This is a genomic window from Streptomyces sp. CB02980, from assembly GCF_014451325.2.
GTDB lineage: Bacteria > Actinomycetota > Actinomycetes > Streptomycetales > Streptomycetaceae > Streptomyces.
The window spans coordinates 181,174-196,434 of record NZ_JACSCH020000017.1 but is presented as its reverse complement, the minus strand read 5'-3'; the positions used below and the strand labels follow the sequence as shown (position 1 = coordinate 196,434).

Below are 15,261 nucleotides of genomic sequence, written 5' to 3'. Positions count from 1 at the left end.
CCATCGCGCCGAGCGCCACCAGCCACGCGGGAACTCGCCGCGAAGCCTAGTAAGGCTTGGTCAGGTTGGGGCTGGTGGGGGTATGCCGCGGTGGCAGGTGGGGCATACGCCGGTCCATGTCGCGAGGGAAGCAGGCGTTGGGCCTGGCCCACTTCGAGGGCCGCACCTGGAGCGGGTGCACGAACAGCCGCCAGTCCACCGCCGCCGAGGCATGATCCGAGGCCAGGTGTAGCGAGACTCCCACCTGGCAGTTGGTGACCTTGCCCGCCGTGCCCGTGTACTGCCGCGACACACACGCCGAGGCATTGCCGTCCTTGAGGAATCCGGTGTCATCGAAGATCAGCACGGTGGGCTGGATCGCCTTCTCCATCCTCCAGGCCAGCCGGGCCCTCACATGCGCTGGATCCCATGGGCTGGTGGTGATGAAGTGGGCCAGCGCCTGTCGGTTCCCGTCCTCACCAAGCCGGGCGGCCATCGGCTCGACCGACTGGCGCTGCCCGTCCGTGAGCAGGCCCCGCAGGTAGACCCGCCCCCACCGACGCTGATCATTACGCGCGAACGGCTCGAAGACCTCTGCCCAAAGTCCTCCAACTCGCCACGCACAGCAGAAACTTCCTCCGGCGTCACACATCCCCAACGACACACCGAACCCGCAGGACACGCAACACCAACACGAACCTGGCCAAGCCCTACTAGGGTCTCGTCGACGTACCGCCAGGCAGTGGCCTGGGACATCCCGAACCGGCGCCGAGCTGCGAGAACGTCTCGTTCTTCCGCAGGTGCACCAGGGTGAGCAGCGCCTGCTGGAAGCAACCGAGTTTGCGCCAGCGGGTGTTGCGGACCTGGCGGTGCTCGTGCAGCAGCCAGGCGACATGCGCGACGAGCTCACGCGGGACGTCGAGCGTGCCAGGATACGGAACCAACAGGGCCCCTTCGGTCGCCGGTGTGATGAGTGGAATCACCACGCCAACGACGAGGGGCCCTGTCTCGTCACCACACCTGCTGACCAGCCCTTTTCGCCCTCCAGTACAGGATGAAAGAGGTTCACTGAGGAACGTTCCAGGCGGGCTCGGACCATGTGGGCCGTGATCCCGACGGTCTGGGGGCTGCTTGGCTGGGTGGTGAGGGCGAGGTGCCCGTGCGCGCCTGCGGGCAGGAGAATCATGGGTTGCGCGTTCTGGTCGAACCGGACCGGACCCCGGATCGGGCGGGGTCCGGTCCGTCTGTGGGTCGTCCCAGGGCCGCCATGGGTAGCCAGTGTTACCCAACAACCACCTTGTGGGAGAGGGGCTGAAGTGCTTGTTTCTGCTGTCGCTGAGGTGGCTCTGACGTCTCGTCACTTCCTCCGCAACGAGAAGCAGGAGTGGGAGGAGTACCGGAGCGAGGTCACCGCCTTCGAACTCCGGAAGAACCTGCCGGTGTTGTAGCCGAAGGGCGGGACGGGCGCAGCCCGGAGTCGATGATCAGGGCCGACGGTGGCGAACCGTCGGCCCTGAGTCGTCTCATGTGGAGGAATCAGTTCCGCCAAGCCGGCGGGTCGCGCATCGTGCAATGACCCAAGTGGGCTGCCGAGAAGGCCAGTTGGTCGAATACGTATGCGATCATGAGCGTCGCTTTCCGGCCACTTGCCGGATTCTCCCTTATCGATTGCAGAGGACCATGAAGTTCACCGCGTTCACTCGTGCCAGGCAGGGGCTGCTCGTTCTTGCCGCATCCCTCGGTCTCGTCTTCGGCGTCTCGGCCGTTCCGGCCCAGGCGGCCGAGCCCTCCTTCAGCTACCTCGGCACCGTCGAGATCCGCGTGGACCACTCCGGCCAGTGTCTTGAGGTGGCGGACTGGAGCACGGCGAACGGCGCGGCCGTCCGCCAGTGGCCCTGCACCGGTGGCGCCAACCAGAAGTGGCACCGCTTCTGGCGGTCGAACGATCTCGTCGGGTCGTCCTACTACGTCAACGTCAACAGCAACAAGTGCCTGGAGATCGGCGGCTGGGGGCGCAACAACGGTGCGACCGCCAACCAGTGGGACTGCCACTACGGCCTCAACCAGCTCTTCCACGGCGGCGACGGCATCCTCTACATGGACTACTCGTACGTCCAGGGCAAGTGCCTGGAGATAGCCGACTGGAGCACGCAGCCGGGCGCCCGCGCGCGGCTGTGGGACTGCCACTACGGCGACAACCAGGGCTTCAGAAACAGGGCCGTGGCCTGGTAGACCCCTGGGGCGGGCGCCGGGCGTCTGCCCGGCGCCCGCCCGTCCACGCGCGGTAAATCCGTTGCCCGGGGCGGTGGGTCACTTCAGACTGCCCCGGTGAAGATCGAATCCGTCGCCACCGAGCGGCTCCTGCTCCAACCGCTGACCGTTTCCGAGGCCGAGCGCATCGTCGCCCGGGAGTCCGGACCCGGGGACCTGTGGGGCGAGGCGTATCCCGGCGACGGGGACGTCCGCTCGGCCACCGGGTTTCTGCGGGGGGTCGCCGAGCGGGGCGACCCGGGGGCGTTCCGGCCGTACGCGATACGGCTCGCGGAGAGCGGCGTCACCGTCGGGGGGATCGGGTTCCACGGGCCGCCCGACGAGATCGGGGTCGTCACCGTGGGGTACGGGCTCGTGCCCTCCGCGCGCGGCAACGGGTACGCCTCCGAGGCGCTGCGGGCGCTCCTGGAGATCGCCCGCCGGGCCGGTGTCTCCGGCGTGAAGGGCGACGCCGACCTGGGCAATCCGGCGTCCCACCGGGTGATGGAGGCCGCCGGGATGCCGTGCGTGGCCGAGGACGAGCAGCTCCGGCACTTCTACCTGGGGTTCTAGGTGTGACGGTCCGGCCGCGCTAGCGTCGGGTTCCATGACGGAACCCCGTCCCCGCGTCTGGTACGCCGCCTACGGCTCCAACATGCACGCCGACCGCCTCGGCTGCTATCTCGCCGGTGGCCGGCCGGCCGGGGGCGCGCGGGAGTTCCCCGGGTGCCGGGACCCGAGGGGCCCCGACCGGTCCGTGGCCGTCGAGCTGGACGGGCAGGTGTACTTCGCGACCGAGTCGGCCGTGTGGACCGGGGGCCGGGCGTTCTACGACCCGGATGCGGACGGCACCGCGTGGGGTGTCGCGCACCTGCTGACCGCCGGACAGTTCTCCGACATCGCCGCACAGGAGATGTACCGGGAGCCCGGCGCCGACCTCGATCTGGCCGAGGTCCTCGCCACCGGCCGCTGCGCGCTCGGTCCCGGACGGTACGAGACCCTCGTCTGCCCGGGGCACATCGACGGCATCCCCGTGCTCACCTTCACCGCGCCCTGGCCGATGCCGTCGGCGGACGGGCTCCGCCCGCCCTCCGCCGCCTATCTGCAGCACCTCGCGGCAGGGCTCCACGAGGCCGGGGCGTGGCGGCCCGCCGAGGTGGCCGACTACCTCGCCTCGCGGCCCGGCGCGGCGGGGCACTGGACGCCGGAGGGCGTGGCCGCCGTCAGCGTTCCGAGAGCTCCGACGGCGCCTCCTGGACCAGCCAGCCGTTGCCGTCCGGGTCATCGAAGGTCATGAAGGCGTTCCACGTGCCGCCCTTGCCGGCCGCCCAGCCCTTCTCGCCCACGTGCTGGATCGCCGAGACCTCCACCCCGCGCCCGACGAACTCCGCCCGGGCAGCCTCGATGTCCGTCACACAGAACTGCAGGCCCTGGAGGGCGCCCGGGGCCATCTCCTTCGTGCCCGGCATCGGAGGCATCCCGCTCACCAGCGCGAGCGAACAGCGCGAGCCCGGCGGCGTCAGCTGGACCATGCGCATGCCCGGTGCCATCTCGTCGTCCAGGTCGACGGCGAAGCCGCACTTCTCGGCGTAGAACTCCTTCGCCCGGTCCACGTCGGTGACGGGGACCGGGACGATTTCCAGTGTCCAGTTCAAGGGGGCTCTCCTCAGAAACGCCAGCGGGTCTGTCCGAAGGGGGCGCCCTTGGTGAAGCCGAAGGCCGTGCGAGGCGCGACCGCGAACACCAGGGCCGTACCACCGTCCCCCCGGAACGCCCCGTCGCGCACCTCGAAACGCCAGTCCTCGCCGTACTTCTCCACCCACGCCCCGGCGAGCGCCGCAAGCCGGTCCTCGTCCGTCACCCGCGCGGCCTCGCCCTCGACCACGAGGTCGAGGCCCTCGCCGAGCGCGGGCGTGCCCGTCGTCAGGACCACCGACGCATGGGCCTCCAGGTTGCGGGCCTTGCGCTCGTCCGGGCCGGTGCAGAAGTGGAGCGCGCCCTCCGACCACACGGCGATCAGCGGAGTCACGTGCGGGCGGCCGTCGGGGCGTACGGTCGTCAGCCAGAAGACCTCGGCCGTCGCGAGCCGCGCCTCGGCCTCGGACCAGGGGACCGGGCCCGCCTTGTCGTCGCTGTACCGGGGGTCGAGGACCGTCTGCGGGGTCTGCGGGTTCATCGCCGTTCCCTTCGTCGCCTGTGCCGCTGCGCGCGCGTTCAGCAGGTGTTCACAGGTAACGACCGGACCGGCCCGCGAAACTCATCGGCCCGCGAAGCTCATCGGCCCGCCGGGACTCACCGCGAGCCGCAGCCCATTCGGCCGCCACGGCTCATTCGGCCGCCGCGACTCCCCGCCCGGCCGGCATTCCCGGTACCGCCGGCGTCCAGTGCAGTCGGCCGTCCAGGCCGATCGCCGCCACCCCGTCCGTCCCCGCGTCCGGCGCCCCCGCGAACAGGAACTTCTCCAGCTTCCACGCCGGTCCCGCCGCCCCCGTCCTGCCGTGCGGTGCCGTCGCAAGGAAGCCGGCCCGGGACCGGACCGCGAGGAGTCCGTCGCCGCCGCTCACCGGGCCGAAGCCCGCCACGCCGCCGGGCAGCTCCGTGACCGGGGAGACCGGGCCGACGCCCGAGAAGTCGGCGCTGCGCAGATCGCCGGAGGCCGGCTTGCGGAACCAGAGCCGTACGCCGTCGCCGTTCGGCGACGGGCTCGCGCTCAGTGCCAGGGTCGTCGGCGGGAGCGCGGCCGGCGCCGGACCCGTGAGCGGCTCGCCGGGCGCGTGCTGCGCCCACACCAGAACGGTCTTCGCGGTGCTCGCGAAGACGTACCCCCGGCCCTTCCCGTCCGTCGCCGCGACCGGGTCGCCGGCCACGTCCACGCCGCCGAGCACCCGCCACGGCCCCCAGTCGCCGTCCGCGCCCTGCTCGCGGGCGGTCAGCCGGTGCAGGCTGTCACGGAGGACCAGGGTCGCGCGGCCGTCGGCGCCCACGGTCACGGCGGGCGCGCTGATGTCCGAGGTGCCGGTCGCGTCGTTCCGCTCGGGGGTCCCGAGCGAGCGCCACGGGCCGAAGGCGCCGCCGGGCACCGTCTGCTCGGTGCTCACGACCTCGCGGCGGTAGCCGGCGGGGCCGCCCGCGAGGAGCGTCCGGGTGCCGTAGACCGCGATACGGCCGTCGGGCAGCGACACCGACGTGACGCCGGTGTCCATGCCGCCGCCGGGCAGCAGCGTCGGGCCGCTCCACGCGCCGCCGTCGGCCGGCTTCCGCCAGGCCGCGAGGCGTCCGTCGAGGACGGAGAAGGCGTGCAGCCCGCCGTCCCGGTCCCGCTGCACCCAGGAGGTGGAGGTGCCCCGGGCGTACCGCACGGTCGCGGTCCAGCCGCGTCCGGCGGGCCGGGCGGCCACCTTCAGGTCGCCGCAGCCGGCGGGCGTCCCGCAGTCGTTGACGCCGTCCAGCCAGGCGTAGGTCTTCAGGGTCTTCAGCTTGTCGTCCGCCGTCTCGGGGTCGAGCGTGTGCGGCAGGACGCTGGTGGGGTAGCCGAGGTAGTTCTGCACGCCGACCCGCGGATGTCCGGGCAGCTCCGCGTACCGGGCGAGCGCGGCCTGGGCGAACCGCGCCCCGTACAGGTGGTCCTGGTGGTCGCGGATCTTCCCGCTCTGCGGGTCGGCGCCGGGGCTCGGGTCCTGCATCCGGACGAAGGTCGGCCGGAACCGGTCGAGCAGCCCGGTGATCGTCGCCACGACCTCGTCCTTCGTGTACCGGAAGTCGGCGGCGACCGGGGTGCCCGAGGAGCGCTGCGACTCCAGCGTGCCGATCAGTCCGTGCCAGAGGCCGTTCAGGCTGTGCGGGCGGAAGTTGTTGATCGACCCCGCCTCGCGTATCTGCAGCCACACCAGCCTGACCTTCGGGTCGGCGCGCAGGGTGTCCAGCTCGGCCAGGCCGCCGCCGGCCGTGGGGATCGCCACCCGGTCCCAGGGGCTGGTCCGGCTGCCGGTCGCCATCTCGGAGTACGCGGCACGTATGCCGTTCTGCCGGGCCTCGGCGTAGGCCGCCTTGTCGGCCGTGGCGGCGGCGGCGTCGCGGGGGCGGGCGTTGACGCCGTCGGACTCACCGGCCGTCAGGTACACCGAGGCCAGCGCGGTGCCGGAGCGGATGGTCTGGGATATGTCCGGGTTCATGAAGAACAGGTCGTCGTCCGGGTGCGCCACGATCTGCATGACCGAGGTGGCGGGGTTCGCCCCGGGCGCGGTGGGCGCCGGGGGCCGCGGGGTCCGTCCGGACGTCCTGGGGGCCGGGGCCGTGGCCGTGGGCGCCTTCGCCTCCGGCGCCGCCGTCTGCGCCGCGGCCGTCTTCGGCGCACCGGTCACCGACAGGAGTCCGGCGAAGGTGCCGCCCACCAGGAGGACCGTGACCGCGGTGGAGACGGTCCTGCGGCGGGACAGGGGAGGACGACGGCGGAGGCGTACGGGCATGGTCGGCGGCGCGCTTTCAACAGGTCGGGCAGGCGGATCGGCCCCGCGCTGGCGTACGGGGTCGCTTCGGGGGTCGCCTGATCGGGCTCGGGCAGGCGCGAGTGGTCCCGCGCATGCGTTCGGGTCCGCGTCGGGGTCGCTTCGGCGGGTCCGGGCAGGCGGGAGTGGTCCGCCCCCCAGCAGGACGGACTTTCAAGGAATACGGTTCATCGGCCTCGAAAAGCCATCGATGTGCGGGACATCACGTGTGATCCGCTGCGAACCGAAGGCCTGAACGCCCCCGTCTCCCGCTCCGGATAGGCTCGATCCGCCCGGGTTCGACCCGGGGTGAGCCCTGGGGTCGACCCCGGGGCGGACCTGCTCGGAGGGAGCGGCGGAATGACGGTGCCGGGACGTAGGAGCAGCACGTTCTCACGTCTGCTGCGGCACGGATTCACCGACCCGTCGCAGGCGGAGCGGCTTCTGGACGTGCCCGAGCTGTCCGCCCTGCGCGGCGACGACGTCCTCCTCGACGCCCTCGGCGCGACCGCCGACCCCGACCTCGCCCTGCGCGGTCTCGTCCGGCTCGTCGAGGCGCAGCCCGAGACCGACCGGCAGACCTTCACGACCACCCTGCTCGCGGCCAAGCCGTTCCGGGACCGGCTCCTCGGGGTGCTCGGCGCCTCCGAGGCGCTCGCCGACCACCTGGCCAGGCACCCGCGCGACTGGGAGTCCCTCGTCACCTACGAGGCCACCGACCTGCACCCCGGTGTCGCCGAGTTCGAGCGGGGTCTCGCCGAGGCCGTCGACGCGGTCTCGCTGCGGGTCGCCTACCGCCGGTCCCTGATGGCCATAGCGGCCCGTGACGTGTGCGGCACCATCGACGTCGCCGAGACCGCCGCCGAGCTCGCCGACCTGGCGACGGCGACCCTGCGCGCCGCGCTCGCCATCGCCCGTACGGCCACGCCCGCCGACGCCGCCATGTGCCGGCTCGCCGTGATCGCGATGGGCAAGTGCGGCGGTCACGAGCTGAACTACGTCTCCGACGTGGACGTGATCTTCGTGGGGGAGCCGAGTGACGGCGCCGACGAGGGCAAGGCCATGCAGGCCGCGACCCGGCTCGCCTCGCACCTGATGCGGATCTGCTCGGAGACCACCGTCGAGGGCACGATCTGGCCGGTCGACGCCAATCTGCGCCCCGAGGGCCGCAACGGCCCCCTCGTCCGTACGCTCTCCTCCCACCTCGCGTACTACCAGCGCTGGGCGAAGACCTGGGAGTTCCAGGCGCTGCTCAAGGCACGCGCGGTGGCCGGCGACCCGGAGCTCGGCGCCCAGTACATCGACGCCGTCTCCCCGCTGGTCTGGCAGGCCGCCGAACGCGAGAACTTCGTGCCCGACGTGCAGAAGATGCGCCGCCGGGTCGTCGACAACATCCCCGTCGCCCAGGTCGACCGCGAGCTCAAGCTCGGCCCCGGCGGCCTCCGCGACGTCGAGTTCGCCGTCCAGCTCCTCCAGCTCGTGCACGGCCGCAGCGACGCCGGACTGCACAGCGGCACCACGCTCGACGCGCTCGCCGCCCTCGCCGCCGGCGGCTACGTCGGCCGGGCCGACGCCGCCCAGCTCGACGAGGCCTACCGCTTCCTGCGGGCCATGGAGCACCGCATCCAGCTGTACCGGCTGCGCCGCACCCACCTCGTCCCCGAGGACGAGGCCGACCTGCGGCGCCTCGGCCGCTCGCTCGGGCTGCGCACCGACCCGGTCGCCGATCTGAACAAGGAGTGGAAGCGGCACGCCGCCGTCGTCCGCCGCCTGCACGAGAAGCTGTTCTACCGGCCGCTGCTCGACGCCGTCGCCCAGCTCGCCCCGGGCGAGATCCGGCTCAGCCCGAAGGCCGCGGGACAGCGGCTCGAAGCGCTGGGGTACGAGGACCCCGCCGCCGCCCTGCGCCACCTGGAGGCCCTCGCGTCCGGGGTCAGCCGCAAGGCCGCGATCCAGCGGACGCTGCTCCCGGTGCTGCTCGGCTGGTTCGCGGACTCGGCCGACCCGGACGCCGGCCTGCTCGGCTTCCGCAAGGTCTCCGACGCCCTCGGGAAGACCCCCTGGTACCTGCGGCTGCTCCGCGACGAGGGCGCCGCCGCCGAGAACCTCGCCCGCGTCCTCTCCGCCGGACGCCTCGCCCCCGACCTGCTGCTGCGCGCCCCCGAGGCGGTCGCGCTGCTCGGCGACCCGGAGGGGCTGAAGCCGCGCGGCCGGGACCACCTGGAGCAGGAGGTCCTGGCGGCGGTGGGCCGCGCGTCCGACGCCGAGCAGGCCGTCGCGGCGGCCCGCGGGGTGCGCCGCAGGGAGCTGTTCCGGACCGCCGCGGCCGACCTCATCGGCTCGTACGGCACCGAGGACAGCCCCCGCGAGCCCGACCCGGGCGCGCTGGTCGACCGGGTGGGGGAGGCCGTCACCGACCTCAACGCGGCGACGATCGCGGGCGCCCTGCGGGCCGCCGTCCGCGCCGAGTGGGGCGACGAACTGCCCACCCGGTTCGCCGTCATCGGCATGGGCCGCTTCGGCGGTCACGAGCTGGGGTACGGCTCCGACGCCGACGTGCTGTTCGTGCACGAGCCGCGCGAGGGCGTCGACGAGCAGGACGCGGCCAGGGCCGCGAGCAAGGTGGTCGCCGAGATGCGACGGCTGCTCCAGCTCCCCACCGCCGACCCGCCGTTGCTGATCGACGCGGACCTCAGGCCGGAGGGCAAGAGCGGCCCCCTGGTCCGCACCCTGAAGTCGTACGCGGCCTACTACCACCGCTGGTCCCTCGTCTGGGAGAGCCAGGCGCTGCTGCGCGCCGAACCCATCGCGGGAAACCGCGAGTTGGGGGACCGGTTCATCGAACTCGTCGACCCGCTGCGCTACCCGGCCGAGGGCCTCGGCGAGGACGCCGTCCGCGAGATCCGCCGCCTCAAGGCCCGGATGGAGTCCGAGCGGCTGCCGCGCGGCGCCGACCCGACCCTCCACGCCAAGCTGGGGCGCGGCGGCCTGAGCGACGTCGAGTGGACGGTCCAGCTGCTCCAGATGCAGCACGGCTGGGTGGAACCGGGGCTGCGGACGACCCGTACCCGCGAGGCGCTCCGGGCGGCCCACGCGGCCGGTCTCATCCCGACGGAGGAGGCGCAGACCCTGGACGAGGCGTGGGTCCTCGCCACCCGCGTCCGCAACGCGGTGATGCTGGTCCGCGGCCGGCCCGGCGACACCTTCCCCTCGGACCCGCGCGAACTCGCGGCGGTCGGACGGTACTTGGGGTACGAGGCCGGCCATGTCGGCGAGATGGTCGACGACTACCGGCGGATCACCCGCCGGGCCCGCGCCGTCGTCGAGGAGCTGTTCTACGGGGCGTAGGCCCCATGGGCCGGCCGCGCGTGCGGCGCGTGGCGGGCCCCGTCGGGCCCATGCCCCGTCAGGCATGCCCGCCCCGTCAGGCATGCCCGCCCCGTCAGGCATGCCCGACCCGTCCGGCATGCCCGCCCCCGGCCTACGCGCCGTCCGGCATGCCCCGGATGTGGGTCAGATAGCCGGCCAGGGCCAGTTCGAAGGCGGTGTCGGTGCGGCCGCCCTCGGGGAAGGCGGCGAGTGCCCGCGCGAGGCGCGGGGTCGCCGTGTCGTCGGCCAGCTCCCACATCGCCTCCGGGGCCGCCATGTCCAGGGCCGAGCCCAGGACCAGGTTCTCCAGGGCGATGATCACCGGCATCACGTCCGGGAGGGCGAAGCCCGCGTCGATGAGGAGGGCGACCGCCTTCTCGTACTGCTCGAGGACCCGCGGGGCGCGCACCGGTGAGGTGGTCAGCAGCGGGATCGCCTTCGGGTGGGCGGCGAAGGCGGCCCGGTAGGAGCGCGCCCAGGCGGCGACGGCCGCGTCCCACGGCTGTCCGTCGAGGGTGCCGCCGTCGATGGCGGCGCAGACCCGCTCCCGCAGCAGCTCCACGATGCCGTCCCGGCCGTCCACATGGTGGTACACCGAGGCCGTCTGCACGCCGAGTCGCCTGGCGATCTGGGGGACGCTGAAGTCGCCCTGCTCGTCGACGAGTTCGAGTGCCGTGGTGGTGATGCGCACCCGGTCGAGCAGGGGCTTGTGCGGCCGGCCCATGGACGTTCTCCCGCTGTTCAGGTCTTCCCGAATCGTTGGACACGAGGCTACATTGCGCCAACCGAAAGCCTTTAGGTTTACGAGAAGGGCTTCTCCCGCATGTCCTCCAGCACCTCCGACAAGCCGCCCGGCCTGCGCACCGGCACCCTCGGCACCGCCGACATCTCCTTCTTCGTCGTCTCCGCCGCCGCCCCGCTCACCGTGATGGCCGGCGTCGCGCCCATCGCCCTCGTCCTCGGCGGCATCGGAGCCCCGGCCGGCTACCTCCTCGCGGGCATCACCCTGGCGATCTTCGCCGTCGGCTTCACCACCATGAGCCGCCACGTCCGCAGCGGCGGCGCCTTCTACGCGTACATCGCCCAAGGGCTCGGCAAACCCCTCGGCATCGCCGCCGCCCTGGTCGCCATGGTCGGCTACAACGGCATGGAGATCGGCGTCTACGGACTCCTCGGCTCCGCCACCTCCGACACCGCCGGCGCCCTGTGGGGCGTCGACCCGCCCTGGCTCCCGATCGCCCTCGCCGGCCTCCTGGTCATCTGGTACGGCGGCTACCGCTCCATCGACTTCGGCGCCAAGGTCCTCGGCGTCCTGCTCGTCGCCGAGACCGGCATACTCGTCCTCCTCGCGGGCGGCGTGCTCCTCAAGGGCGGCGCGAACGGGCTCTCCCTCGCCTCCTTCGCCCCCGGCAACGTCCTCGTCCCCGGCACGGCGGCCGTACTGGCCTTCGCCTTCTCGGCCTTCACCGGCTTCGAGTCCACCGTGATCTACCGCCGCGAGGCCCGCGACCCGGCCCGCACCATCCCCCGCGCCACCTACATCGCGGTCGGCTTCCTCGGCCTGTTCTACGCCTTCGTCGTCTGGACCGTGATCCAGGCGTTCGGCGACGACAAGGTGGTCGCGGCCGCCGCCGGCGACACCGGCGGACTCTTCTTCGCCGCCATCACCACCTACGTCGGACCCTGGGCCGCCGACCTGATGCACGTGTTCATCGTGACCAGCATCATCGCCTCGCTGCTCGCCTTCCACAACGCGATCAACCGCTACGCCCTCGCCCTCGCCGAGGAGGGCGTCCTGCCCGCCGCCCTCGGCCGGATCCACCCCCGCCACCGCTCCCCGTACGTCGCTGGTCTCGCCCAGACCGTGCTCGGCGCGGGAGTCGTCCTCGGCTTCGCGGCCGCCGGCGCCGACCCGTACACGCAGCTGCTGCTCTGGGTGAACACCCCCGGGATGCTCGGGCTCATGGCGCTGATGCTGCTCGCCGCCCTCGCCGTCGTCCGCTACTTCCGGCGCGTCCCGCACCGGGAGGGCGCCCTGCGCACCCTCGTCGCCCCCGTCACCGCGGCCGTCCTGCTCGCCCTGGCGATCTGGCTGGTCGCCTCCAAGGTCGCGCTCTTCACCGGCGCCTCCCCGACGGTCAACGCGGTCCTCGTCGCCGTCGTCCCCGCCGTCCTCGTCCTCGGGCTCCTCCTCGCGTACCGGCTGCGCCGCACGCGCCCCGAGGTCTACGCCCACTTCGCCGAAGAACCGCACACCGACCCGCACGCCGAGCTGCCCGGCGCCGCGAACCCCGACCCGCACACCGACCCGCACGCCGAGCTGCCCGGCGCCGCGAACCCCGACCCGCACGCCGAGCTGCCCGGCGCCGCGAACCCCGACCCGCACACCGACCCGCACGCCGAAGGAGCCGACCCCTCGTGTCCGCAGCCCCCGACCTCCTCCTCGTCGACGCCCGCGTCCGTACCCCCGAACCGAGCGGCCACACCACTGTCGCCGTCCGCGACGGACTGATCACCGCCCTCGGCGACGCCGCCGACGCCCGCGCCTGGCGCGGCCCCGGCACCGAGGTCGTCGACCTGGCCGGCGCCACCCTCACCCCCGGTCTCACGGACGCCCACAGCCACCCCGTCTGGGGCCTGGAGATGTTCACCGGCACCGACCTGTCCGGCGTCACCGACCTCGACGGACTGCGTGCCGCCCTCCGCGACGCCGAGCGCCGCGACGGCTGGATCATCGGCTTCGGCCTCGACCACAACGTCTTCGGCGGCCGCCCCGTCCACCGCGACCTGATCGAGGACGTCCTCGGCGGCGCCCCCGCGTACCTGCGTCTCTACGACGGACACTCGGTCCTGGCCAGTGCGGCCGCCCTCAAGGCCGCGGGCATCGACGGGCCCCGCGCCTTCGCCCAGCTCTCCGAGATCGTCTGCGACACCGACGGGCGCCCCACCGGGCACTTGGTCGAACACGCGGCCATGGACCTGATGACCCCGGTCCTGCCCGCCCAGCCGTACGCCGAGCGCCGCGACCGGCTCGTCGACCTGCTCACCGGCATGGCCGCCACCGGACTCACCTCCGCCCACGTCATGGACCTCGGCGGACCCGACGTACCCGGCCTCCTGACCGCCCTGGAGGAGGACGGCGAGCTGCCGCTGCGCCTCCGTCTCGCGCCCTGGTGCATGCCGGGCGTGGGCGAGGAGGAGCTGGACGAGTTCGTACGGCTCCAGGGGCGGGCCGGGCGCATGTGGGCGATCGGCGGCGTGAAGTTCTTCATGGACGGCACCGTCGAGGGCGGCACCGCCTGGCTGGAACACGCCGACTGCCACGGCCGGGGCACCGACGCCTTCTGGCCCGATCCGGCCGCGTACTCCGCCGCCGTGCGCCGTCTCCACCGCGCGGGCGTCGGCACCGCCACCCACGCCATCGGGGACGCCGCCGTACGGCACGTCCTCGACACCGTGGAATCCCTGGGTACGGGCGGTCCCCGCCATCGCATCGAGCACATCGAGACGGTCCCCGACGACCAGCTGGGGCGGTTCGCCGCGCTCGGTGTCGTCGCCTCGATGCAGCCCCCGCACACCGCGTACACCCGCGCTGACCACACCGACGAATGGTCCAGGCGGCTCGGCGAGGAACGGGCGGCCCGTGCCTGGCGCTGCCGTGACCTGCGGGACGCCGGGGCGCACCTCGCGCTCGGCTCGGACTGGCCGATCGCCCACTACGACGCCCGGCAGGTCCTCGCCACCGCGCGGGCCCCGCGCGGCGCGGCCTCGGCCCGGCACGGGCTCACGGGCCTGATGGCCCTGGAGGGGATGACCACGCACGCGGCGGTCGCGGCGGGGGAGGAGCGGATCGCGGGCCGGATCGCCCCGGGCCACCGGGCCGACCTCAGCGCCTTCGCCGTGGACCCGGTGGAGGCCCCGGCGGACGAGACGGAGAACGCCCCGATCCGCCTCACCGTCGCCGGCGGCCGGATCACCTACCGGAGCTGACCGAGCGCTCCGTATCGGCGTTCTCGGCCTTCTCGGCGTTCTCGGCCGTATCCGTCCCGGCGGCCACCTCGGTCGACGAGACGGCGTCGGCCTTCTCGTCCTCGCGGTCCGCCTCCCCCTTCGGGGGCGGGCCGCTCCGCGTCACCGCGCCGGGCATCGGCTCGACCAGCTTGGGCAGGCGGTGCGGGCGGGAGCCGTACCAGAAGTAGGAGACGGCGAAGCCGAAGCCGAGGCAGATCATGCCGCCGACCGCGTCCAGCCAGAAGTGGTTGGCGGTGGCGACGATGACGACCAGGGTCGCCATCGGGTAGAGCAGGCCCAGGATCTTCGCCCAGGGCGCCTTGGCCAGGAGGAAGATCGTCAGGCCGCACCAGAGGGACCAGCCGATGTGCATCGACGGCATCGCCGCGTACTGGTTCGAGACGTGCTTGAGGTTGCCCGAGGCCATCGAGCCCCAGGTGTGGTGGACGAGCACCGTGTCGACGAAGCCCTGGCCGTTCATGAGCCGGGGCGGCGCGAGCGGGTACAGGTAGTAACCGACCAGGGCCACACCGGTGGTGGCGAACAGGACGGTCCGGAACGCCGCGTAACGGCCCGGGTGCCATCGGTACAGCCACACGAGCACACCGATGGTCACGATGAAGTGCAGCGTCGCGTAGTAGTAGTTCATCGACACGATCAGCCATGTCACCGAGTTCACGGCGTGGTTGACGGCGTGCTCGAAGGCGAGGCCGAGGGACTGCTCGGTCTCCCAGATCCAGTCGGCGTTCTTGAAGGCCTGGGCCTTCTGCTCCGGCACCGCGTTGCGGATGAGCGAGTACGTCCAGTAGCTCACCGCGATCAGCGCGATCTCGAACCAGATCGTGGGGCGCCGTGGCGCGCGCGCACGGAGGCGCGCGAACCTGCCGTCGGCCACGGTGGGTGACGACGGGGTCGTCCGGTTGTCCAAACTCTTCACGGTCGTTTCACCCATAGGGAGAGAGTCTGCCAGATCCCTTCCCCCCGACCGATCATCCCTCCGACGGGTTCGGGGCGCACCCGGTCCGCCTCAGGAATGAGGTCGCACGGAGGGTGCCGTAAGGGTCGGCGACAGGTACGGAAAAAGGTACGGGGACGGGTCAGGGCAGGTCAGGGGCAGGTCAGGGGCGGGCCGGGCGGTGGAGCGGAGCGGGTTCGGCGCGCGGCTTCG

11 protein-coding genes and 3 pseudogenes are annotated in these 15,261 nt (G+C 72.8%); 7 read left to right on the top strand and 7 right to left on the bottom strand.

What is annotated here, in order from left to right; genetic code table 11:
* Window positions 1–133: 133 nt before the first annotated feature.
* Together E0F75_RS30560 and E0F75_RS30555 are read right to left on the bottom strand one after the other, a co-directional pair.
* Window positions 134–627: pseudogene (locus tag E0F75_RS30560) on the bottom strand (transposase); the annotation flags it as partial.
* A 66-nt stretch (window positions 628–693) separates the two neighbouring features.
* Window positions 694–965: pseudogene (locus tag E0F75_RS30555) on the bottom strand (transposase family protein); the annotation flags it as partial.
* A gap of 375 nt (window positions 966–1,340) precedes the next feature.
* Here E0F75_RS30555 and E0F75_RS30550 point away from each other — a divergent pair.
* The 4 genes and pseudogenes from E0F75_RS30550 to E0F75_RS30535 form a co-directional block, all read left to right on the top strand.
* Window positions 1,341–1,427, top strand: a pseudogene (locus tag E0F75_RS30550) (glutamine synthetase); the annotation flags it as partial.
* Between the two features lie 232 nt (window positions 1,428–1,659).
* Window positions 1,660–2,211: an RICIN domain-containing protein gene (locus tag E0F75_RS30545; RefSeq protein ID WP_229314189.1), complete on the top strand. Its 552-nt coding sequence runs from the start codon at window positions 1,660–1,662 to the stop codon at window positions 2,209–2,211.
* A gap of 96 nt (window positions 2,212–2,307) precedes the next feature.
* Window positions 2,308–2,802: a GNAT family N-acetyltransferase gene (locus E0F75_RS30540; protein ID WP_229314188.1), complete on the top strand. Its 495-nt coding sequence runs from the start codon at window positions 2,308–2,310 to the stop codon at window positions 2,800–2,802.
* A 34-nt stretch (window positions 2,803–2,836) separates the two neighbouring features.
* A complete protein-coding gene (locus E0F75_RS30535) occupies window positions 2,837–3,526 on the top strand; it encodes a histone deacetylase (protein WP_229314187.1) in 690 nt (229 codons plus the stop codon).
* On the opposite strand, the gene E0F75_RS30530 is transcribed toward E0F75_RS30535, so the two are convergent.
* The 3 genes from E0F75_RS30530 to E0F75_RS30520 all read right to left on the bottom strand — a co-directional run bounded on the left by E0F75_RS30530 (window position 3,453) and on the right by E0F75_RS30520 (window position 6,695).
* Window positions 3,453–3,884 carry a VOC family protein gene (locus E0F75_RS30530; protein ID WP_229314186.1) on the bottom strand — a complete coding sequence of 144 codons (432 nt, stop codon included), beginning with the start codon at window positions 3,882–3,884 and terminating at the stop codon, window positions 3,453–3,455. The genes E0F75_RS30535 and E0F75_RS30530 overlap by 74 nt on opposite strands.
* Window positions 3,885–3,895: 11 nt before the next feature.
* Window positions 3,896–4,405 (bottom strand): pyridoxamine 5'-phosphate oxidase family protein, encoded by a 510-nt coding sequence (locus E0F75_RS30525; protein WP_229314185.1) that lies wholly within the window; start codon window positions 4,403–4,405, stop codon window positions 3,896–3,898.
* A 151-nt stretch (window positions 4,406–4,556) separates the two neighbouring features.
* Window positions 4,557–6,695 carry a PIG-L family deacetylase gene (locus tag E0F75_RS30520; protein WP_229314184.1) on the bottom strand — a complete coding sequence of 713 codons (2,139 nt, stop codon included), beginning with the start codon at window positions 6,693–6,695 and terminating at the stop codon, window positions 4,557–4,559.
* 378 nt (window positions 6,696–7,073) lie between these two features.
* Between E0F75_RS30520 and E0F75_RS30515 the strand changes: the two genes are divergently transcribed.
* Window positions 7,074–10,061 (top strand): bifunctional [glutamine synthetase] adenylyltransferase/[glutamine synthetase]-adenylyl-L-tyrosine phosphorylase, encoded by a 2,988-nt coding sequence (locus E0F75_RS30515; protein WP_229314183.1) that lies wholly within the window; start codon window positions 7,074–7,076, stop codon window positions 10,059–10,061.
* Window positions 10,062–10,194: 133 nt separating this feature from the next.
* Here the strand turns inward: E0F75_RS30515 and E0F75_RS30510 are convergent, their stop codons facing one another.
* Entirely contained in the window at window positions 10,195–10,806 is a 612-nt protein-coding gene (locus tag E0F75_RS30510) for a TetR/AcrR family transcriptional regulator C-terminal domain-containing protein (RefSeq protein ID WP_229314182.1), read from the bottom strand.
* A 99-nt stretch (window positions 10,807–10,905) separates the two neighbouring features.
* On the opposite strand from E0F75_RS30510, the gene E0F75_RS30505 reads away from it, so the two are divergent.
* Window positions 10,906–12,594 carry an APC family permease gene (locus tag E0F75_RS30505; RefSeq protein ID WP_229314181.1) on the top strand — a complete coding sequence of 563 codons (1,689 nt, stop codon included), beginning with the start codon at window positions 10,906–10,908 and terminating at the stop codon, window positions 12,592–12,594.
* Entirely contained in the window at window positions 12,501–14,072 is a 1,572-nt protein-coding gene (locus E0F75_RS30500) for an amidohydrolase (protein ID WP_229314180.1), read from the top strand. The genes E0F75_RS30505 and E0F75_RS30500 overlap by 94 nt, the downstream gene beginning before the upstream one ends.
* Here E0F75_RS30500 and E0F75_RS30495 read toward each other — a convergent pair.
* Window positions 14,056–15,045 carry a phosphatase PAP2 family protein gene (locus tag E0F75_RS30495; protein WP_229314179.1) on the bottom strand — a complete coding sequence of 330 codons (990 nt, stop codon included), beginning with the start codon at window positions 15,043–15,045 and terminating at the stop codon, window positions 14,056–14,058. The two genes, E0F75_RS30500 and E0F75_RS30495, sit on opposite strands and share 17 nt — an antisense overlap.
* Window positions 15,046–15,261: the final 216 nt, after the last annotated feature.